This is a genomic window from Silvania sp., from assembly GCF_051656365.1.
Taxonomy (GTDB): domain Bacteria; phylum Pseudomonadota; class Gammaproteobacteria; order Enterobacterales; family Enterobacteriaceae; genus Enterobacter; species Enterobacter hatchlandensis.
The window spans coordinates 16,664-36,057 of sequence record NZ_JBOGBT010000061.1 but is presented as its reverse complement, the minus strand read 5'-3'; the positions used below and the strand labels follow the sequence as shown (position 1 = coordinate 36,057).

The window sequence follows — 19,394 nt, the reverse complement described above, 5'->3', positions numbered from 1 at the left end:
AAAATGAAAGCACGTCACATTACCCCGGAACTGGCGAAAAGCCGCCTGGTGGCACCTGAAGATATGGTGTCCTGTAATCTTGCGTTTATCGACTGCAAGCTTCCGGGCTCGCACCTGAAACAGAACTACTCGTTTGTCGGTCCGGGCGTGACCCAGTCGTCCGCTCAGGTGGTGAACATTCCGGAACCGCACGGCTTTAACATTGGTGCCGCGGCAATGCCCAAAGGGGTCACCAATAATTTGCACCTGCACTTCACGGCAGAAGTGTTTTTGATCCACGAAGGGACATGGCGTTTTCGCTGGGGGGCGAACGGCGAAAATGAAGCCGAGCTCAGCGCCCCGGCCATTCTGTCTATTCCAACGTGGATTTTCCGCGGCTTCACCAACGTCAGCCAGGAAGAGACCTGCGGAATGGTCTACACGGTGCTGGGCGGTAATCATACCGGGGGGATTATCTGGCACCCGTCGATTCTGAATGCCGCCAGCGAGTATGGCTTGTATCTGAGCAAAGAGAATATGCTGATCGACGTTAATGCGGGCGATACGCTGCCGGAACCGGCAGGGTTGCTCACGCCGCTGCCGCCGGAAGAGATTGCCGCCCTGCGCCACTACTCCGTAGAGGAGATGCGCCAACGGGCGGTGACCGGGGAGGATCGCCGCTGGTCTGCGGCAGGTCTGCTGGACTCGGTCCTGCCGGGTCACGGCGGTGAGATTGCGCCGGTGATTGGCTTTGGTATCAGCCAGGACAAACACGCGGCCCCGGCTATCGTTAACCCGCACGGCTTCTCGGTGGAATGGATGCGCCTCGCTGATGAGCATGTGGTCGGGCGGCATCTGTGTCCGGACGTGCAGGTCATCATGGTGTTTAAAGGCACGCTGGAAGTGACGTGGAATCTGGAGGGTGAAGAGGTGAGTATCGTTGCGCCTGAACGTTCGGTGATTTCGGTTCCGGCAAACAGCTGGCGGCGTTACCGCGCGCTGGAGGGTGACATGGAGTGCATCCTGACTACCGAGGGCGATCAGCGTAAGCGCGTCTACTGGGATGAGACAATCCTGAAACAAGCCCGGGCGGCAAACCGCTGTCTCGATCCGGATGGCTACGTCACGGCAGTCGATCTGCTGCCGGAAACCGCTAAGCGCGCCGGTCTTCGACTCGAAGCGCTGCCTTCCGCCTTCTGATGCGTTGGTTCAGGGTGGGACATCCCGCCCTGAACAGCGTCATTTACTCGAAGTACACGCCCGGATTGTCGGACAGGGAGACAAAGGTTTTGCTGTTTTTATCCAGCGCACGAATGTCGCCGCTTTCGATATCGTAAACCCAGCCGTGCAGGCGGATGGTGTCGTTACGCAGACCCACGGCAACCGACGGGTGCGTTTTGATGTTGCTCAGCTGCGCGAAGACGTTTTCCTGCACCATCGCGTTCACTTTGTCAGTCGGGTTGTCCCAGGTTTTATTTTCCACCACCGCTTTCGCCGCGTCGGAATAGCGCAGCCAGTGGGAAACTGCCGGCATTGGATCCAGGTTCGCGTTGTCAGCAATGGCCTTCATTGCGCCACAGTTAGAGTGGCCGCAGATCACGATATCGGTCACGCCCAGAACCACAACGGCGTATTCAATGGTGGCCGACACGCCGCCCGGCTCGGGCCCGAAGGGCGGCACGATGTTGCCAGCATTACGAATGACAAAGAGCTGTCCGGGATCCTGCTGGGTGACGAGTTCCGGAACCAGTCGGCTGTCAGAACAGGAGATGAAAAGCGCTTTGGGATTCTGACTGGAGGCCAGACTGCGGAAAAGTTCTTTACGTTGTGGAAAAACTTCTTTTTGAAAGCTGAGAAAACCTTCAATGATATGTTGCATGGCAATGTCTCATTTTTCTGTAATGGTTTAGATATGATCGAGATCATGTTTTTAGATTTTAGCGACCGGGCCGGGGTTCAGACAAGCAATATATTTCTGGCCCGACCGCATGACGATCTCCCGGGCATCGGCAGGAATGTTCTGCCCTTCAAAGGCACCATACAGTCTGGAAAAGCGCACACCGTCCAGACGCGCGGTGATATCGCTCACCGTTGCGGCGGGTAGCGGCAGCATATTTGGGTAGCTCCACATAAAGGACACCGCGTCTTTTCCCGGGGTCACCTGCAGAATATCCCCCGCCAGCAGCACGCCCCTATCGCGTTTCCAGTGCAGCACCGTGCCACCGGCAAAATGCCCGCCAAGCCTTAACAGGGTTACCGTTGGGGCAATTTCGAGCGCGTCGCCCTCCCAGAACCGCAGCGCCGGGCTGTCCCGCATCACCCACTCCCTGTCGCTGGCATGCAGATAAACCGGGGCGTTAAAGGCCGCCGCCCAGTCCTGCATCGTGGTGTAGTAATGCGGATGAGAAAGCGCGATGGCGCTGATCCCGCCCAGCGCCATCACCAGCGCGTGGGTAGCGCTGTCGAGATTGGCGATGCAGTCCCACAGCACGTTGCCCTGCGGGGTACGCAGCAGAATGGCGCGCTGGTTAATGGCGAAGCCGGGCACGGTTTTGATACCGAACAGATCCGGTTCGAGCTGCTGCCATTTGTTGGTGTGCGTTGCGGTCAGGGTGTCAAACGCGACCCACGCCTGGCCTGTCGAGGGCACATACTGGCGTTCATCTTCACAAATGGGGCACCGTTTGGGTTCGGTGGGCCCGTCATAGGACGTGCCGCAGGTCTGGCATAGCGTAATCATTGCCGCTCCTTTGCAGGGTTAATGCCTGAGTATGGCAAGGATTATCCTTATGTGCGCTCTGCGCGGCGGGGTGCCTCATGCGCCGGTTTTGCCCTATAATACGACCTGGAACAAAAACTGAATAAAGCGGGTGCATGATGGAAATTGATCTCGAGAATCTGGTGTTTAACGGACTGGAAGAAGCTGAAGAGCGCAACGCGGAGCGTCTGGATGATGCGGATAAAAAAGCGCAGGCGATAGTGGCGGACGATGACTGCGGCGACGCCTGCAAGATCTAACAAATAGCCCCGGATACGCCGGGGCTTTTTATTACGACTTTTTCAGGCTGTCTATCGCCTGCTGGGCACAGGCTTCATCAAGATGTCCGCCCGGCGCACCGCCAATACCGATCGCGCCAATCACGTCATCCCCTTCTTTAACCGGCAGACCACCGGCCAGCAGCAGCAGACCCGGAATATCACGCAGGTTCTGTGCGCCCGCATTGCTTTGCGCCGATTCCATCACTTTACCCGACGCATTTTTGGTGCTCAGCGCGGTAAAGGCTTTCATCTCGCTGGCTTTCAGGGTGTGCGGACCGGCGTTATCCGTGCGCTGTACCGCTTTAACTACCCCGGCGCGATCCACCACCGTGACGCTCACCTGGTAGTTTTTCGTCAGACAAGCCTGAACGGCGGCGCTGGCCAGGGCGTTCGCCTGGGTCAGTGACAGACTGTTTTGCGCCACAGACTGTGCGTGCGCCGATACGCCGACCATCCCTGCAACCCCGATTACTGCCATCATTACCTTTTTCATCGCACATCCTCTTATCAGTGGGAACACCTGAAGCATATCGGGGAGGCGGCGCGAATGTTATTCGGTCGATTACGCAGCTAGCCTGGTAGTTCTACGGATTGCAATTTGTCATATTCCCGGATGGCCTGTACCAGGCTCGAGACGCCCAGCTTGAGAAACACCGCCGCCCGGTGCGCTTCTACCGTGCGCGGAGAAAGATTCAGCCGCGCGGCGACTTCTTTATTACTGCGCCCGTCCATCAGGGCATGCAGCACTTCGTACTCGCGGGCGGTGAGCTGGGCAAACAGCGCCCGCACGCGGGTGGTCTCCTGCCACGCGCCCACGCGCTGCTGGCTCTCTGCCAGCGCCGCGGTGATGGATTCGATCAGCTTGTCGGCATCCAGCGGCTTGGTGAAAAACTCATACACCCCGTTGTGAAAGGCGCGACGGCAGGCGTCGATGGTGCCATGCCCGGTCATCAGGATCACCGGCAGCAGCGGCCACGGCCATGCCCCCTCTTCCAGCCAGGCCAACCCGCCTTTCCCCGGCATGCGCATATCCAGCAGCAGGCAGCCGGTGAGCCCGGTATTGCTGCTGTGCGCCGCCGTAAACGCGGCAATGCTGTCGAAGGTGGCGATCTCCCAGTTCATCCCCGACAACAGGAACACCAGCGACTCCCGAACCGACGCATCATCGTCGATAAGGTAAATAACGTTATTCATGCGTGCGACTCCCCTGGCGAGCAAACTGCAGCGTAATCTGTGCCCCACCTTCGGGCGCGTTATTCAGCAAAATAGTGCCATTCATACGGGTCAATAACGACTCCGTTAAGGTCATACCCAGCCCAATCCCCTCTTTGCGCCCGCTATAAAACGGCATAAAAGCATTTTCTAACGCCTCGGGGGTAAAGCCCGGCCCGCCGTCGGTCAGGATCAGCGTGATACGATCCCCTTCTGCGCGGCTGGTGATGTGCACCCAGCCTGCGGGTCTGTCCTGCTGAGCCTGAATGGCATTGCTGAGAAGATTGTGCAGCACCTGCTCCAGCCACAGCCGGTCTGCCTGGATCGTTTTCGCGTCCGGGGCGAAGTCATGGGTAACACGGATGTGCTTCGCGGTGCGTTCATGCTCCAGCAAATTGCCAACATGTTGCCAGCATTCGGCCAGATCGACCTCGCGCAGGGTCACCTCTTCCTGGGCGACATGCTCGCGAAAGCGCGTCAACAGGGCGTTAATCCGCTGGATCTGAATCAGGGCAGCGCCCAGCGCCTGCGCGACCACCTCGGAATTTCCCTGCCCCAGTTGGCGCTGCGCGCCCTGAATCCAGGTCTGCACCGCCGTCAGCGGCTGATTGATCTCATGCACGATACCGGCGGTGATCTCGCCCAGGGTGTTGAGTCGGGCATGTTGATAATACCGGGCGCGGTGGTCGGCATGTTGCCGCTGCGTTCGCTGCCAGACGATGGCGCCAGCCGCCGCAGTGACTATCGCCCAGCCGAGAAACAGCAGCACGAAAGGCAGCAGCGGGATCTGCCCCCAGGCGGGTTGGGCACTGGCTGCGAGCGTAAACGGCTGAGTATGCTGTGAAAACTGCCGCTGCCAGTGCCAGAAGGCCTCCGACTGAACCGGCGGCGTGCCGTCGAGGTGCAGGCTGATATGGGTAAAGCGTGGGTTGGCGTGAAGCACCGTTTGTGGGTCAATCAGCACTCGGATCTGCCGCCAGGGGTTATACAGCCAGTACTGCTCACCTTCGGCAGGCTCCACCCGCGCGGCGTCGAGCGCACGACCAGTGGTCTTTTGCAGGGTGACGATTTGCGGGAATTTTTTGCGTAGCGCGGCCAGATCTTCATCGCCATTGAGCAGGGGGAGGATCGATTCATTTTGCGTGAGCATCGCCCCCACCTCCGCGAAGGCGGTGGCAAACTGCTGATCCAGCACCCAGAACTGGCGGCGGATCTGTTCGGCATACAGCAACGCGCTGCTGAGCAGGAAGAGCAGTAACCCGAGGAGGATCCCGCGTTGTATAAAATGTTTGTTGTTCATCCGCTTAACTGGCGTCAGTGAGGTCGTCAGAAACCTTAGCAGGTTGCGGAGCCAGGGACAAAACGAAGGCGTGATTTTGGATGTTAACATCCAGTTTAGTGGTTAAGCACGCACACCTCGTTCCAGTAGGTTTCCCGCACCAGGCGGTGTTCAGCGTTGCGTTTGGTCATAAAACCACTCCGGATCGATAGTGGCAATGTCCACGCCGTACAGGCTGGCAGCAGGCAAGATCGACTCCAGAACACGTTGCGCACTGTTCTCCGCACCCTCGGTTCGACCCGCAAATAACCGTCGTAACGTACTCAGTAATTTTCCCATTGCCTGTTTCCTCTGTGTTCAGCCTGAGTTCAGTAAACCTGCAATGTGGCACAAAGGGAAATGCGAATACCGGCAGAGAATGTGCGCAAACTGCAAAAGCCCGCCAGCCGTTTACTTACGTGTAACACCCTGTTCACTAATCACTTTTTTCATATAGCAAAGACATTTTTCTTATTTGGCCGGACGTAACGGGTATGGGAGCGTAACAGGACAAAACCAAAACAGAGAGGCAGGGATATTTATGGCAATACACACAAAACTGGCGCTGGCACTCGGTCTGCTGACCGCAGGCGGCCTGATTTCAACCCAGGCGCAGGCGGATCAGCTGGCGGATATTAAAGCCGCCGGAGTGGTCAAAGTAGCCACCTTCGATGCCAACCCGCCGTTCGGATCGGTGGATGCTAAAAGCCACGACATTGTCGGTTACGACGTTGATTTCGCCAACGCACTGGCAAAAGCGTTGGGGGTGAAGCTCGAGTTAGTCGCCACTAACCCAGCAAACCGTATTCCGCTGCTGCAGTCCGGTAAAGCGGACCTGATCGTGGCGGACATCACCATTACCCCGGAGCGCGCGCAGGTAATCGATTTTTCCACTCCTTACTTTGTGACCGGCCAGCAGTTCCTGGTTCCGTCCAGCGGCGCGGATAAGCTGGATGCCTACAGCAAGGCGCGCATTGGTGCCGTAAAAGGCACTACCGGTGAACAGGCCCTGCATCAGCGCTTCCCGCAGTCCCGGGTGCTGTCTTATGACGATATTCCGCTGGCGCTGACCGCGTTGCGCAACGGTAACGTGCAGGCGATCACTCAGGACAGCACCATTCTGGCGGGTCTGCTGGCCCAGGCGCCGGATAAGGCCAGCTTCAAAATTCTGCCCGACCTGCTGAGTAAAGAGGAGATCGGTGTCGGGGTGAAAAAAGGCGAAACCGCGCTGCTGAAGGTGGTCAACGATGAGCTGGTGAAACTGGAGGGCAGCGGCGACGCGGCGAAAATTTACGACGTCTGGTTTGGCCCGCAGACCCCCTCCCCACAACCGCGCGCCTTTAAAATAGAAGCCCAGTGATATGTTCTCCGGTCTCTTTTCCTCCTCCGCGGCCGATGCCGCGGATTTTGCGCATCTGGCGCAGGCCAGCGTCACCTTTTGCGATGTGGTGAAACGCTACGGCGATCGCCCGGTGCTGAAAGGTGTCAACCTCAGCGTCACGCCCGGAGAGGTGGTGGCGATCCTCGGCCCCTCCGGCTCCGGTAAATCCACCCTGATTCGCCTGATCAACCAGCTCGAAACCTTAACCTCCGGCGAGATCCTGATTGACGGAAAACCCACCCGTCAGCTCAGTCGCCGGGCATTGCGGCAGCTGCGCAGCCGGGTCGGATTCGTGTTTCAGCAGTTTAATCTCTACAGCCATCTGACGGCCCGGCAAAACATCACCCTGGCGCTGGAGCAGGTTCACGGCTGGCCGTCTGCGCAGGCGCACACCCGGGCCGACACCCTGCTCAGCCAGGTGGGGATGGCAGATAAAGCCGAACAGTATCCCGATACCCTCTCCGGCGGGCAGCAGCAGCGGGTGGCAATTGCCCGGGCGCTGGCCTCCTCGCCGCAGATAATTCTATTCGATGAACCCACCTCGGCGCTCGATCCCGAGATGATTGGCGAGGTGCTGCTGGTGATGAAAGCCCTCGCTCATAGTGGGATCACCATGATTGTTGTCACCCACGAGATGCAGTTCGCCCGCGAGATCGCCGATCGGGTGGTGTTTATCGATGGTGGACAAATTCTGGAAGTGGCGCCGCCCGAGCAGTTCTTTCAGCATCCCAGCCATCCGCGCGCCCGGCGTTTTCTGCAGAAGGTGCTTAACCCACTTCATCAGGACGCAGTGTAATGCCCGCCCTTGACTGGCAAGGGGTGCTGACCGGTCAGCCCTTGCAGTGGATCCTGTCCGGTTTCTTAACCACCCTGTGGGTGACGCTGGCGGGCGCGCTGGTCGCCAGCCTTCTCACCCTTGCCTGCCTCGGATTGCGCCTCGCTGGGGGTCGCCTTGGTACTGCCGTCGTCGCCGTGTGGGTCTCGCTGTTTCGCAATACGCCCCTGCTGGTACAGCTCCTGTTCTGGTATTTCGCCGCCTGGAATGGGCTTCCGCAGGCCTTTCGCGCGGTAGTGATGGCCGATCACCCCTGGTCGGTACTGCCGGGTAACGTCTGGTGGTTCACGCCGGAGTTTCTCTGCTCCGCCTGGGGCCTGGGGGTCTTTACCTCGGCGTTTTTAACCGAAGAGGTCACCGCCGGACTGCGGGCGGTCTCCAGCGGACAGCGGGAGGCGGCGCTGGCTCAGGGTTTCTCGTCCTGGCGGTTACTGCGCCATATTCTGCTGCCGCAGGGGCTGGCCAACGCCTGGCAGCCTGTGGTGGGTCAGTACCTTAATCTGATGAAGCTCTCGTCGCTCGCGAGCGGCATCGGCTTTGCCGAACTCACCTATCAGGTGCGCCAGATCGAAAGCTATAACGCCCACGCGCTGGAAGCCTTCAGCGTGGGCACGGTGCTGTACCTGCTGACCGGCATCGCGCTGGGCTTACTGCTCACAAAGCTGGGCCCCACGCCCGCGCGGCGGCGTAAAACAAACACCGAGTTAAGGAGTGAAGAGCCATGTTAGCCGGGTTTAGCGTGATTACCGACAACCTTGATTATCTGCTGTGGGGACGCATAAGCGCCGGGCAACCCGGCGGCGTGCTGCTGACCCTGCTGATGGCCTTTGGCGCGGCGGCGCTGGCGCTCCCGGCCGGGATTGCGCTGGCGGGCCTCGCCTGGCGTTACCCGGGCGTCATTCGTCAGACCCTGTTTGCGTGGGCCGAGCTGATTCGCGGGATCCCGCTGATATTTGTTATTTTCTGGATGTGGTATCTGCTGCCGCTGATGACCGGGGGCGATCTGCCCGGCGCCTTGACCGTGACGCTGGCGCTGGCGTGGTTTACCGCGGCGGCGGTGATGCATTCGGTGCTGGCGGGGCTGCGCGCATTGCCTGTCGGGCAGTATGAGGCGGCGCAGTCGCAGGGGTTTGGCACACTGCAGACCCTGTGGCATCTGCTGCTGCCGCAAGTGTTGCGCAATACGTTGCCGTCGCTGTCGGGGATTTTTATCAGCCTGCTGAAGGACACCTCGCTGGCTTTTATTGTCAACGTGCCGGAACTGACCACCGTCGCCGGACAGGTTAACAACCGGGTACAGATTTACCCGGCGGCTATTTTCATCTTTACGGGGCTGGTCTATTACCTGCTGTGCTGCACCGTTGAGCAGCTGGCAAAACGCATTACCCGGCCAGCGCTTTAACCACCGTTTCCATCGCCTGAGTCGTTAATTCACTGCGTGGCACGCGCTGGTTCGCCAGCGCGGTGCGGACGACTCCCGCGATCACGATATGCTTGGGCTCCTGCCCCAGGTCGCGCATCTCAAGAACGACTTTGCCCACCACACGACACATCTCCTGATACAGCGCTTCGTCTTTGGTCACATTGCCCATTACTTTCACTCCGTTGCCTAAAACGTCAGCTTAATAGATTCACCGGCCGTATACAAAAAAGAAGCCCGGCGAGAAACTCGCCGGGCCTGGGAAAAAGCATCCGTGAATCAGTTATTAACCGGGATCACCGCGCCTTTGTATTTGGTGCGGATCCACTCCTGAATCTCTTTGGAGTGCAGGACGTTCACCAGGGCTACGATGTCTTTTTTCTTCTCGTCGCCACGGTGTACGGTAATGATGTTGGCGTACGGGTTGTTTTCACCGCTTTCGACCGCAATCGGATCGTGAACCGGGTCGAGACCGGCGTCGATGGCGTAGTTAGCGTTGATCACCACCGCCGCGCCTTCGTCGTTGTTATACATCTGCGGCAGCAGCGCGGCTTCGACGTTCGGCGTGAACTGCAGTTTTTTCGGGTTCTCGACAATGTCGCTGATGCGTGCGGTCACTTTGTCGATGCCCGGCTTCAGCTTGATCACGCCCTCTTTCTCAAAGATAGAGAGGATACGACCCTCTTCGGACACCGCATCACGCATGATGATTTTGCCGCCTTCCGGCAGATCTTTCAGCGATTTGAATTTTTTAGAGTAAATACCGATCGGCTCGATGTGGATCGCACCGGCGCTGACAAAATCATAGGTCTTATCGCCAGCGTGATCTTTCAGGACGCTGTTCAGATAAGGAATGTGCTGGAAGTAGTTGGCGTCGATGTCACGACCCGCCAGCGCGGTGTTCGGCAGGATGTAATCCTGGAACGGTTTGATCTCCAGATCGATACCCTGTTTAGCGAGGATAGGCTTCGCCTGCTCGAGGATTTCGGCGTGCGGCGTATTGGACGCGCCCACGGTCAGAGTATCAGCCCAGGAGGCAAAGCTCAGGGCGCTCAGGGTTGCTGCGGCGATCAACGTCAGTGTTTTTTTCATGATGTGGTTCCTGTGTGTTTGTATTATTAGCGTTTGTCTAAGACGGAAGTAATGGCATCGCCGCAGAGCTGGATAATGAAAACGATGATCAAAATGGTCACCGTTGCCACCAGCGTGACATCACCATGGTTGCGCTGGAATCCTTCCAGATAAGCCAGATTCCCCAGACCACCTGCGCCAATCACCCCCGCCATGGCGCTGTAGCTGACCAGGGCAATAAGCGTGACCGTAATACCTGACACTAGCGCAGGCGATGACTCTGGCAGTAAAACCCGAAAAATTAAGGTGCTGAGCCGGGCGCCCATCGAACGGGTCGCCTCAATCACCCCTTTGTCCACTTCACGCAGGGCGATCTCTACCAGCCGGGCGTAGAACGGCGCGGCCCCGACAATCAGCGCCGGCAGCGCCGCGTTAGCGCCCAGAATGGTGCCGACCACGGTTTTGGTAAACGGGATCAGCAGCACGATCAGGATGATGAACGGGATGGAACGAAACACGTTCACCACAATGGAGATAAAGCTGTAGAGCGCGCGGTTGTGGAACAGTCCACCGCGGGCGGTTAAAAACAGCGCCAGACCGAGAATCAGCCCCAGCACGAAGGTCGCAATACCCGAGAGCGCGGTCATGTACAGCGTCTCCAGCGTGGCCGCCCACAGTTGGTCCCATTTCAGGTGCGGAAAAAGAGTCTCAGCCATGCTTAATTACCTCGCCTTCAATATCACTGTTCTGCACATCGGCGAGGATATTGTTCAGTTGTTCTTCCGTGGCCAACACGTGCAGCCACAGCTGGCCGAAAACGCCGTGAGCGGTTTGGGTCATTTTTCCGTGCAGAATGTTAAACGGCAGGCCGTAGCGCAGCGTCAGTTCGCCGACAATCGGCTTATGGGTACTGTGTCCGGTAAAGGTCAGCTTGATGACCGTGCCTTCCAGATCCTTCGCCAGCTCGCTGTTAAAGGTCTCTTCTTCGGCGTACTGGCTCACCTGGCGGACAAACTGTTGGGTAATAGCCTGCTGCGGATGGGTAAACACCTGCAGCACTTCGCCCTCTTCCACCACTTTGCCGTTTTCCATTACCGCCACGCGGTCACAGATTTTACGCACAACGTGCATCTCATGGGTGATGAGGACAATGGTCAGGCCGAAGCGACGGTTAATATCCAGCAGCAGGTCGAGGATCTGATCGGTGGTCTGCGGATCCAGCGCCGAGGTGGCTTCATCGCAGAGCAGGACGTCAGGATTGTTCGCCAGCGCACGGGCAATACCGACACGCTGTTTTTGTCCGCCGCTCAACTGGGACGGGTACGCCTGTTCGCGCCCTTTCAGGCCGACCAGCTCCACCAGCTCGGCGACGCGGGCTTTGATTTTGGCTTTTGGCACGCCGGCAATTTGCATCGAAAACGCAATGTTTTCATTAACCGTGCGCGACCACAGCAGGTTGAAGTGCTGAAATACCATGCTGATTTTCAGTCGGGCCTGGCGCAGGGCCTCGCCCTTTGCGGCAGAAATGTCGTGACCGTTAATGGTGACGCTGCCGGTAGTCGGCTTTTCCAGACCATTCAGCAGGCGGATCAAGGTACTTTTCCCGGCGCCGCTGTAGCCAATAATGCCGTAAATTTGCCCCTGCTCAATGGCGAGGTTCACGCTATCAACGGCCGTCAGCGCCACTTTTCCGTTGTCAAAAATCTTCGAAATATTCCTGAGAACAATCATTCTTATTGTTATCCGTGCCGCATTTAGCGGTTTAGCAGTATGGATGTCCAAATGATAGTAAGCACAGGTTATCATTTTTTGAATGAATAAAAAGGAATAAACTTATAACTGAAAACCATATATTGCGTGCCGACTGGTACAATGCCCACCTGCAGTAAATAGCTGATTTTCAGTAATGAATAGTCATCTGGCGCAAATGATCGGCATCGTGTTGCGCAACGTTCAACAAAAAAAGCAAAATCCAACACGAAAGTTTAGGTTTTTGGCTGCGGTTTTACTTAGCGTCGCCCTCCTCGGTAAGAACCTTAACGCATTGATAACAATCCCTTGTGAAACTGCACATAAAATTTTTGAAACGCTGTTTTCATTTTCCTTTTGCGTATTTTTCAGCGTATAATGCGCCCCTAATTCCTGATGAATGGTTTCAGCGCTTGGACTGCAAAAAACAACCCATACAACTTCCTCTCCTCCGTTGGGCTGAAACTCAGGCACACATTCCTCGGCACGCTCATTTGATGTCACCTATCCTTAGTGCGTGCCATCGTAGATTTCGCAATACAGGTTTGACTCCACGGCAGTGCGCCCCCGGAGCGATATTTCCCTATCCTTCTCAACTTTCTCAACTTAAAGACTAAGACTGTCATGAAAAAGACGAAAATTGTTTGCACCATCGGCCCGAAAACCGAATCTGAAGAGATGCTGACCAAAATGCTGGACGCCGGCATGAACGTTATGCGTCTGAACTTCTCTCACGGTGACTATGCTGAGCACGGCCAGCGCATCCAGAACTTGCGCAACGTGATGAGCAAGACCGGCAAAAAAGCCGCTATCCTGCTGGACACCAAAGGTCCGGAAATTCGTACCATTAAGCTGGAAGGCGGCAACGACGTTGCGCTGAAAGCTGGCCAGACCTTCACCTTCACCACTGACAAGTCCGTTGTCGGCAACAACGAAACCGTTGCTGTGACCTACGAAGGCTTCACCAGCGATCTGTCCGTTGGCAACACCATTCTGGTGGATGACGGCCTGATCGGGATGGAAGTCACCGCGATCGAAGGTAAAAACGTGGTTTGTAAAGTGCTGAACAACGGCGATCTGGGCGAAAACAAAGGCGTTAACCTGCCGGGCGTTTCCATCGCGCTGCCAGCACTGGCTGAAAAAGACAAACAGGATCTGATCTTCGGTTGTGAGCAAGGCGTTGACTTCGTTGCTGCCTCTTTCATCCGTAAGCGTTCCGACGTGGTTGAAATCCGTGAGCACCTGAAAGCCCACGGCGGCGAGAAGATCCAGATCATCTCCAAAATCGAAAACCAGGAAGGCCTGAACAACTTCGACGAAATCCTCGAAGCCTCTGACGGCATCATGGTGGCACGTGGTGACCTGGGCGTTGAGATCCCGGTTGAAGAAGTTATCTTCGCGCAGAAGATGATGATCGAGAAGTGTGTTCGCGCGCGTAAAGTGGTTATCACCGCAACGCAGATGCTGGACTCCATGATCAAAAACCCACGTCCAACCCGCGCAGAAGCTGGCGACGTTGCCAACGCCATCCTCGACGGTACCGATGCCGTTATGCTGTCCGGTGAATCCGCGAAGGGTAAATACCCGCTGGAAGCCGTGACCATCATGGCCACCATCTGCGAACGTACCGATCGCGTGATGACCAGCCGTCTGGACAACAACAACGACAGCCGTAAGCTGCGCATCACCGAAGCGGTTTGCCGCGGTGCAGTAGAAACCGCAGAGAAACTGGAAGCGCCACTGATCGTTGTCGCCACCCAGGGCGGTAAATCCGCTAAAGCTGTGCGTAAATACTTCCCGAACGCTACCATCCTGGCGCTGACCACCAACGAAGTGACTGCCCGTCAGCTGGTGCTGAGCAAAGGTATCGTTCCACACCTGGTGAAAGAGATCGCGTCTACCGACGATTTCTACCGTCTGGGTAAAGAAGTGGCCCTGCAGCTGGTTGAATGTGGCCTGGCGCAGAAAGGTGACGTTGTGGTGATGGTTTCCGGTGCGCTGGTACCAAGCGGCACCACCAATACCGCATCTGTTCACGTGCTGTAATAATTCCGAAAGAATTAATTCGATTAAAAAGCGTCCCTCGGGGCGCTTTTTTATTTCCGCTATCAGCCAAACTTATTAAAAAATCAAATCGAGTTTCTCTATTTAACGGGTGCGTTTTCTAAGATGAATCCGATGAAAGTGGTCTGTTTTAATACAACAATTTTAATGAAATAGCCAAAACAGATGGTTCTTTGAGCGAACGATCAAAAATAGGCGTATTCCCATCAAAAAAATATTCTCAACCTAAAAAACTTTGTGTAATACTTGTAACGCTACATGGAGATTAACTCAATCTAGAGGGTATAAATAATGAATCGTACTAAACTGGTACTGGGCGCGGTAATCCTGGCTTCTACTATGCTGGCTGGTTGTTCTAGCAATGCTAAAATCGACCAACTGTCTTCTGACGTTCAGACTCTGAACGCTAAAGTTGACCAGCTGAGCAACGACGTGAACGCAATGCGTTCTGACGTTCAGGCTGCTAAAGACGACGCAGCACGCGCTAACCAGCGTCTGGACAACCAGGCTACTAAATACCGTAAGTAATAGTACCTGTTAATAAAAATGGCGCACATCGTGCGCCATTTTTTTTGCCCCGCATTTGCCTTACTGCAGCGCCTGCGTTACCGACACCGGCATCTCACGGTTCAGCGCTGACTGCCCCGTACTTTCGATAGCCGTTCCGGCACCTGTCGATACCACTACCGGGATCCCTGCCCGACGCGACAAGGCTTTATTAACCAGCACTTTATCGCTCCCCTGTTGTGAGACAAAGGATGCCAGGCCTGCTGTCTGCGTAATCGGCACCGTTTGTGGGTTTTCACCTTCCAGCATGGCCAGCGGGCGATGCACCTCAACGTAGCGTTTACCGTCCGGCTCCACTGAGAACTTCACCGGCTCATTGATGATCTGCACCCGTGTGCCCACCCTGGCCTGCGCGAACAGTGCTTTGATATCAGGAGCATTCATGCGCATGCAGCCAGAACTGACGCGCAGCCCGACGCTGTCCGGGGCGCTGGTGCCGTGAATGAGGTATTCGCCGTTACCGATCCCCAGACGCAGCGCATAGCGCCCCAGCGGGTTATTTGGCCCTGCGGGTACCACCGGGGGCAGTCTGATGCCCTGCGCTAATGAGCGCGCTCTGATGCCCGCTGTCGGGGTCCAGGTCGGATTGGGGATTTTCTGGCTGACGTGGGTCGTCGACACCGGCGTCTCCAGCCCAAGCTGACCAATTCCCAGCGGATAGACCTGAACGCTGTTTTCACCCGGCGGGAAATAGTACAGACGCAGTTCCGCCAGGTTCACCACAATGCCTTCCCGCGGTGTATCCGGCAGCAGCATCTGCGACGGAATGGTGATCACCGTTCCCGGTGCTGGATAGACCGGCGCGATGGTGTTATTGGTTTCGAGGATTAAATGGGCAGCGGTATTAAACCGGCGCGCAATGGCCTGCAGGTTATTATCGCCTTCCTGAATGGTGTAGGTCTGATTTTGTCCAATCAGGCGGCTACCCGCCGGGGGCAAGGGATAGTCCATCGCTTTGACGCTATTCACCGCGCTGAGCGAACCAAAAAGAATAAGAGTAATGAGAGACGCGCGCTTCATGCTGAGATTCCTTATTCACTGACAGAACGTCAGAAAGCTGAAAAACCCGCGAGGCGGGAACCGCCTCGCGAAACAGAATGAGAGCTGTCCTGATAGTTTAGCTAATGTTGGCGGCTTTGGAGCGGATTGCGCGGATCATCGCTTCCAGCCCCTGTGAGCGGGAGGGGGTTAAATGCTGGGCCAGCGCCATTTGTTCAAACCACGGGCGCACGTCGAAAGCCGCAATATCCTGGGCGGACATCTGCTGATAGAGAATAAACACCACTGCGATAAGGCCTTTCACAATTGCCGCATCACTGTCACCGGTTAATTCAATCATCCCGGCGTCGTTCTGGCGCATGATTATCCACACCTGACTCTGACAGCCCTGAATACTGTTTTCCGGCCGATGCTCTTCCTCACTGAGCACAGGCAGTCGCTGCCCCAGCTCAATAATGTAGAGGTACTTTTCTTCCCAATTTGCGCAACGCGTAAAGTTACGCAGTAATTTTTCTTTGTCCGGCAACGCGGCCATCTCTTGCCTCTCTGTTAGCCTAGCAGATGGTGGGTGCGTTTCAGCCCAGCCACCAGTCTGTCGACCTCTTCCATTGTGTTGTACATCACCAGCGATGCGCGGCACATCGCCGGTACCTGGTAGAACGCCATCAGCGGCATGGCGCAGTGGTGTCCGGTTCGCACCGCCACCCCGTAGTTATCGAGGAAGCTGCCGACGTCATAGGCGTGATGCTTGCCGAGGTTAAAGGCGATCACCCCCAGCCGGTCGGCGGGGCCATACAGCCTGAGATCCGGCACGCTGGCCAGCTCCGCCAGTGCGTAGTGCATCAGCACCTGCTCGTACTCCGCAATGGCATCCAGGCCAATAGCGGAGACATACTCAATGGCCGCCCCGAGCCCGATAATCCCCCCGGTGTTGGGCGTCCCGGCTTCAAAGCGCCACGGCGCGCGCGCGTAGGTGGTGCCTTCGCTCAGGCTGACGGTGGCGATCATTGACCCGCCCCCTTCCCACGGCGGCATCGCCTGTAGGATCTCGTCTCTGACGTACAGCACGCCGATGCCGGTCGGTCCGTACAGCTTATGCCCGGAGAAGACGTAAAAATCGCAGTCCAGCGCCTGCACGTCAACCTTATGGTGCATCACCGCCTGGGCACCATCCACCAGCACTTTCGCGCCGACCTGATGCGCTTTGGCGATGATCTCCGCCACCGGGTTTTCGGTGCCCAGCACGTTGGAGACCTGAGTGATGGCGACCAGCCGGGTACGTTCATCCAGCAGGGTATCCAGCTGCTCGAGCTGTAAGGTTCCGTCGTCGTTCAGCGGGATCACCCTAAGCTGAGCGCCCACGCGCTCGCACAGCATCTGCCAGGGCACGATGTTGGCGTGGTGCTCCATTTGGCTTATCAGGATATTGTCCCCGGCGTGGACCTGATCGCTGCCCCAGCTGTTGGCTACCAGGTTGATCCCTTCGGTGGTGCCGCGCACGAATATCAGCTCCTCCGGCGACCGGGCATTAAGAAACGCGCCAGTCTGGGTACGAACATTCTCCATCCGCTGGGTGGCTTCCGCGCTAAGGGTATGGATCCCCCGGTGCACCGCCGCGTAGCCGTGGCGATAAAACTCCGCTTCGGCATCGATCACCTGCGCAGGCTTTTGCGCGCTGGCGGCGCTGTCGAGATAGGCAAGCGGCAGACCGTTCACTTCACGGGTCAGGACGGGAAAATCCGCCCGCACTTTCTCTACGGGGAAACTCATACGGCACCTCCGGGCAGACGCTGGCCAATACGTGCCAACACCTGCTGTCTTAACGTTTCGTCGTCGAGCGCTTCGGTCAACTCGGCGGCAAACGCGTAAATGATCATCTTCTCTGCCGCCTGCCGGTCGATCCCGCGCGAGCGCAGATAGAACATCTGTTCATCATCAATCCGCCCCACCGTCGCGCCGTGGCTGCACTTCACGTCATCGGCGTAGATCACCAGCTGCGGCTTGGTGTCCACCTCTGCCAGACGCCCCATCAGCAGGTTGTTGTTGGTCATCTGACCATCGGTTTTAATCGCGTGCTGCGCAACGTTGATCAGCCCGTTAAACACCGCCCGGCCTTTGTCGCTGACGATGGTTTTATGCAGCTGACGGCTGTTGCAGTAGCCCTTGTTGTGCTCCAGCCAGGTACGAGTGTCGCACACTTCGTTTTTCACCGGCATTGCCAGGCTGTTGATGCGCAGCGTGGTGTTCTCGCCGTTCAGCTGGGTGCTGGTGTTGTGGCGTAGCACCGCGCCCCCGAGAAGGAAGCTGTGGCTGTACGCCGAGGCGTCCGCCGCAAGCTGGATATCGTTGTGGGCGAAGTGGTGGCTCACCGCATTCTCAAACGCCAGCTTGATATGGTGCAGGCGGGCGTTGGCCGCCACGTTCATCGTCAGGCGCGCGCCGGTAAAATGCCGGGCCGGCGTCAGGCTGACGTAATGCTCAACGATAGTCGCTTCTGCCCCTTCGGCCAGCGTCAGGTGATGGCGGTAGTGCGCGGTGTTGATCTCCTCCCCCTCCAGCCCCTGAGTGATGTGCATTAAGAGCAACGGCTTAGAAGGCCGTTGGTTACGCTTCACGCTGATATGGGTGACGCCTGGCGCCAGGCTTTCGGTCAGATGCAAAAACAGCTCCGCCTGAACCGGGGCCGGCAGCGTCTGACGCTCATCGTTAAGGGTCACCTCAAACCCGCTGTCGTCGGTGCTGTCGCTCAATGCCGGGCTAAAACGCCCGTCAACGAACACCAGCCGCGTGGCATCCAGCTGCAGCGCCAGCGCGTCACAACGATCCTTTTCCACCTCGGCGAGTCGGGAGACAAACTCACCGTTGGTCAGCCCCTCCAGCGGGGTGTACTTCCAGTCTTCATGCTTGCGCGTCGGCAAGCCCAGACGCAGCATCTGCTGCAGGTGCTGTTGCGCCTGTTCAGAGCGCGTTTCGCCCTGCGCCTCAAACAGACGGTGCCACTGTTGCAGCGCGTTACTGCTGTTCGCTAAGCCAGCCATAGCCCTGCTCCTCCAGCTGTTTCACCAGCGAGAAATCACCGGATTTCACAATCCGTCCCTGATACAGCACGTGCACGTAGTCCGGCTTGATGTAGTCAAGGATACGCTGATAGTGGGTGACAATAATGAACGAGCGCTTGCCGTCGCGCAGGGCGTTAACGCCATCGGCGACGATTTTCAGGGCGTCGATGTCCAGCCCGGAGTCGGTTTCATCAAGGATGCACAGCTCTGGCTCCAGCACTGCCATCTGCAAAATGTCGTTGCGCTTCTTCTCGCCGCCGGAAAAGCCGACGTTAACCGAGCGGGTGAGCAGGTCTTCCGGCATTTTCAGCAGCTGGATTTTCTCTTCCATCAAATCCTGAAAATCAAAGCGGTCCAGCGCCTCTTCGCTACGGTACTTACGCACGGCATTCAGCGCGGTCTGCAAAAAGAACTGATTGCTGACGCCGGGAATTTCGACCGGGTACTGGAAGGCCATAAAAATGCCTTCGCCCGCGCGATCTTCCGGTGACAGTTCAAGCAGATCTTTGCCCTTAAAGTCGACCGAACCGCCGACGACCTCGTAATCTTCACGCCCGGCCAGAGTGGCTGAGAGCGTACTTTTCCCCGATCCGTTCGGCCCCATAATGGCGTGGACTTCGCCCGGGCGCACCTCGAGGCTGAGACCGCGCAGGATCGCTTTATCTTCCACACTGACCTGTAAATCTTTGATGCTTAACATG

The 19,394-nt window shown here is 57.1% G+C and carries 25 protein-coding genes; 9 read left to right on the top strand and 16 right to left on the bottom strand.

The annotated features are described in order from the left end of the window. Positions 1-3 precede the first annotated feature (3 nt). Complete coding sequence (locus ACRDD5_RS11990; RefSeq protein WP_438676881.1) at positions 4-1,179, top strand: cupin; 1,176 nt, start codon at positions 4-6, stop codon at positions 1,177-1,179. Positions 1,180-1,222: 43 nt separating this feature from the next. Here the strand turns inward: ACRDD5_RS11990 and ACRDD5_RS11985 are convergent, their stop codons facing one another. Further along, entirely contained in the window at positions 1,223-1,858 is a 636-nt protein-coding gene (locus ACRDD5_RS11985) for a carbonic anhydrase (RefSeq protein ID WP_271283788.1), read from the bottom strand. Positions 1,859-1,909: 51 nt separating this feature from the next. After that, complete coding sequence (locus ACRDD5_RS11980; RefSeq protein WP_438676880.1) at positions 1,910-2,719, bottom strand: MBL fold metallo-hydrolase; 810 nt, start codon at positions 2,717-2,719, stop codon at positions 1,910-1,912. Positions 2,720-2,856: 137 nt separating this feature from the next. Here ACRDD5_RS11980 and ACRDD5_RS11975 point away from each other — a divergent pair, with 137 nt between their 5' ends. After that, entirely contained in the window at positions 2,857-2,997 is a 141-nt protein-coding gene (locus ACRDD5_RS11975) for a hypothetical protein (RefSeq protein WP_271283936.1), read from the top strand. Positions 2,998-3,028: 31 nt separating this feature from the next. Here ACRDD5_RS11975 and ACRDD5_RS11970 read toward each other — a convergent pair whose 3' ends face one another. The 4 genes from ACRDD5_RS11970 to ACRDD5_RS11955 all read right to left on the bottom strand — a co-directional run bounded on the left by ACRDD5_RS11970 (position 3,029) and on the right by ACRDD5_RS11955 (position 5,848). After that, positions 3,029-3,511 (bottom strand): GlcG/HbpS family heme-binding protein, encoded by a 483-nt coding sequence (locus tag ACRDD5_RS11970; RefSeq protein WP_438676879.1) that lies wholly within the window; start codon positions 3,509-3,511, stop codon positions 3,029-3,031. A gap of 77 nt (positions 3,512-3,588) precedes the next feature. Next, on the bottom strand, positions 3,589-4,212 hold the full coding sequence (locus ACRDD5_RS11965; protein WP_438676878.1) for a response regulator transcription factor: 624 nt from the start codon (positions 4,210-4,212) through the stop codon (positions 3,589-3,591). Beyond that, positions 4,205-5,530, bottom strand: coding sequence for a sensor histidine kinase (locus ACRDD5_RS11960; protein WP_438676877.1), 1,326 nt, complete (start codon positions 5,528-5,530; stop codon positions 4,205-4,207). Before ACRDD5_RS11960 ends, ACRDD5_RS11965 begins: the two co-directional genes overlap by 8 nt. A gap of 150 nt (positions 5,531-5,680) precedes the next feature. Beyond that, complete coding sequence (locus ACRDD5_RS11955; protein ID WP_271269786.1) at positions 5,681-5,848, bottom strand: hypothetical protein; 168 nt, start codon at positions 5,846-5,848, stop codon at positions 5,681-5,683. Between the two features lie 241 nt (positions 5,849-6,089). On the opposite strand from ACRDD5_RS11955, the gene ACRDD5_RS11950 reads away from it, so the two are divergent. The 4 genes from ACRDD5_RS11950 to ACRDD5_RS11935 are packed head-to-tail and all read left to right on the top strand — an operon-like array spanning position 6,090 to position 9,166. After that, complete coding sequence (locus tag ACRDD5_RS11950; protein WP_438676876.1) at positions 6,090-6,908, top strand: ABC transporter substrate-binding protein; 819 nt, start codon at positions 6,090-6,092, stop codon at positions 6,906-6,908. A gap of 1 nt (position 6,909) precedes the next feature. Then, positions 6,910-7,725, top strand: a complete 816-nt coding sequence (locus ACRDD5_RS11945; protein WP_438676875.1) for an amino acid ABC transporter ATP-binding protein — start codon at positions 6,910-6,912, stop codon at positions 7,723-7,725. Then, positions 7,725-8,492: an amino acid ABC transporter permease gene (locus tag ACRDD5_RS11940; RefSeq protein ID WP_438676874.1), complete on the top strand. Its 768-nt coding sequence runs from the start codon at positions 7,725-7,727 to the stop codon at positions 8,490-8,492. Before ACRDD5_RS11945 ends, ACRDD5_RS11940 begins: the two co-directional genes overlap by 1 nt. Next, positions 8,486-9,166: an amino acid ABC transporter permease gene (locus tag ACRDD5_RS11935; protein WP_438676873.1), complete on the top strand. Its 681-nt coding sequence runs from the start codon at positions 8,486-8,488 to the stop codon at positions 9,164-9,166. The genes ACRDD5_RS11940 and ACRDD5_RS11935 overlap by 7 nt, the downstream gene beginning before the upstream one ends. Here ACRDD5_RS11935 and fumD read toward each other — a convergent pair. The 5 genes from fumD to ACRDD5_RS11910 form a co-directional block, all read right to left on the bottom strand. Further along, on the bottom strand, positions 9,147-9,356 hold the full coding sequence (fumD, locus tag ACRDD5_RS11930) for a fumarate hydratase FumD (RefSeq protein WP_271269781.1): 210 nt from the start codon (positions 9,354-9,356) through the stop codon (positions 9,147-9,149). The two genes, ACRDD5_RS11935 and fumD, sit on opposite strands and share 20 nt — an antisense overlap. Positions 9,357-9,463: 107 nt before the next feature. Further along, complete coding sequence (locus tag ACRDD5_RS11925) at positions 9,464-10,276, bottom strand: MetQ/NlpA family ABC transporter substrate-binding protein (RefSeq protein ID WP_438676872.1); 813 nt, start codon at positions 10,274-10,276, stop codon at positions 9,464-9,466. A gap of 26 nt (positions 10,277-10,302) precedes the next feature. Further along, positions 10,303-10,971 (bottom strand): methionine ABC transporter permease, encoded by a 669-nt coding sequence (locus tag ACRDD5_RS11920; protein WP_438676871.1) that lies wholly within the window; start codon positions 10,969-10,971, stop codon positions 10,303-10,305. Continuing rightward, positions 10,964-11,986, bottom strand: a complete 1,023-nt coding sequence (locus ACRDD5_RS11915; RefSeq protein WP_438676870.1) for a methionine ABC transporter ATP-binding protein — start codon at positions 11,984-11,986, stop codon at positions 10,964-10,966. The genes ACRDD5_RS11920 and ACRDD5_RS11915 overlap by 8 nt, the downstream gene beginning before the upstream one ends. A gap of 222 nt (positions 11,987-12,208) precedes the next feature. Continuing rightward, on the bottom strand, positions 12,209-12,508 hold the full coding sequence (locus tag ACRDD5_RS11910) for a hypothetical protein (protein WP_271283800.1): 300 nt from the start codon (positions 12,506-12,508) through the stop codon (positions 12,209-12,211). On the opposite strand from ACRDD5_RS11910, the gene ynhH reads away from it, so the two are divergent. The 3 genes from ynhH to ACRDD5_RS11895 all read left to right on the top strand — a co-directional run bounded on the left by ynhH (position 12,418) and on the right by ACRDD5_RS11895 (position 14,596). Beyond that, positions 12,418-12,621, top strand: coding sequence for a protein YnhH (gene ynhH / locus ACRDD5_RS11905; RefSeq protein WP_418939619.1), 204 nt, complete (start codon positions 12,418-12,420; stop codon positions 12,619-12,621). The two genes, ACRDD5_RS11910 and ynhH, sit on opposite strands and share 91 nt — an antisense overlap. Positions 12,622-12,628: 7 nt before the next feature. Then, entirely contained in the window at positions 12,629-14,050 is a 1,422-nt protein-coding gene (pykF, locus tag ACRDD5_RS11900) for a pyruvate kinase PykF (protein ID WP_271283801.1), read from the top strand. Between the two features lie 309 nt (positions 14,051-14,359). Further along, entirely contained in the window at positions 14,360-14,596 is a 237-nt protein-coding gene (locus tag ACRDD5_RS11895; protein WP_012017161.1) for a major outer membrane lipoprotein, read from the top strand. Between the two features lie 60 nt (positions 14,597-14,656). Here ACRDD5_RS11895 and ldtE read toward each other — a convergent pair whose 3' ends face one another. The 5 genes from ldtE to sufC form a co-directional block, all read right to left on the bottom strand. After that, a complete protein-coding gene (gene ldtE, locus ACRDD5_RS11890; RefSeq protein WP_271283802.1) occupies positions 14,657-15,655 on the bottom strand; it encodes a L,D-transpeptidase LdtE in 999 nt (332 codons plus the stop codon). Between the two features lie 97 nt (positions 15,656-15,752). Further along, positions 15,753-16,169 carry a cysteine desulfuration protein SufE gene (gene sufE / locus ACRDD5_RS11885; protein ID WP_271283803.1) on the bottom strand — a complete coding sequence of 139 codons (417 nt, stop codon included), beginning with the start codon at positions 16,167-16,169 and terminating at the stop codon, positions 15,753-15,755. A gap of 14 nt (positions 16,170-16,183) precedes the next feature. Further along, complete coding sequence (sufS, locus tag ACRDD5_RS11880; protein ID WP_271283804.1) at positions 16,184-17,404, bottom strand: cysteine desulfurase SufS; 1,221 nt, start codon at positions 17,402-17,404, stop codon at positions 16,184-16,186. Next, the gene (sufD, locus tag ACRDD5_RS11875) at positions 17,401-18,672 is read right to left on the bottom strand and encodes a Fe-S cluster assembly protein SufD (RefSeq protein WP_438676869.1); all 1,272 of its coding nucleotides are present in this window, start codon (positions 18,670-18,672) and stop codon (positions 17,401-17,403) included. Before sufD ends, sufS begins: the two co-directional genes overlap by 4 nt. Beyond that, positions 18,647-19,393: a Fe-S cluster assembly ATPase SufC gene (gene sufC, locus ACRDD5_RS11870; protein ID WP_271283806.1), complete on the bottom strand. Its 747-nt coding sequence runs from the start codon at positions 19,391-19,393 to the stop codon at positions 18,647-18,649. Before sufC ends, sufD begins: the two co-directional genes overlap by 26 nt. Between the last annotated feature and the right edge of the window lies 1 nt (position 19,394).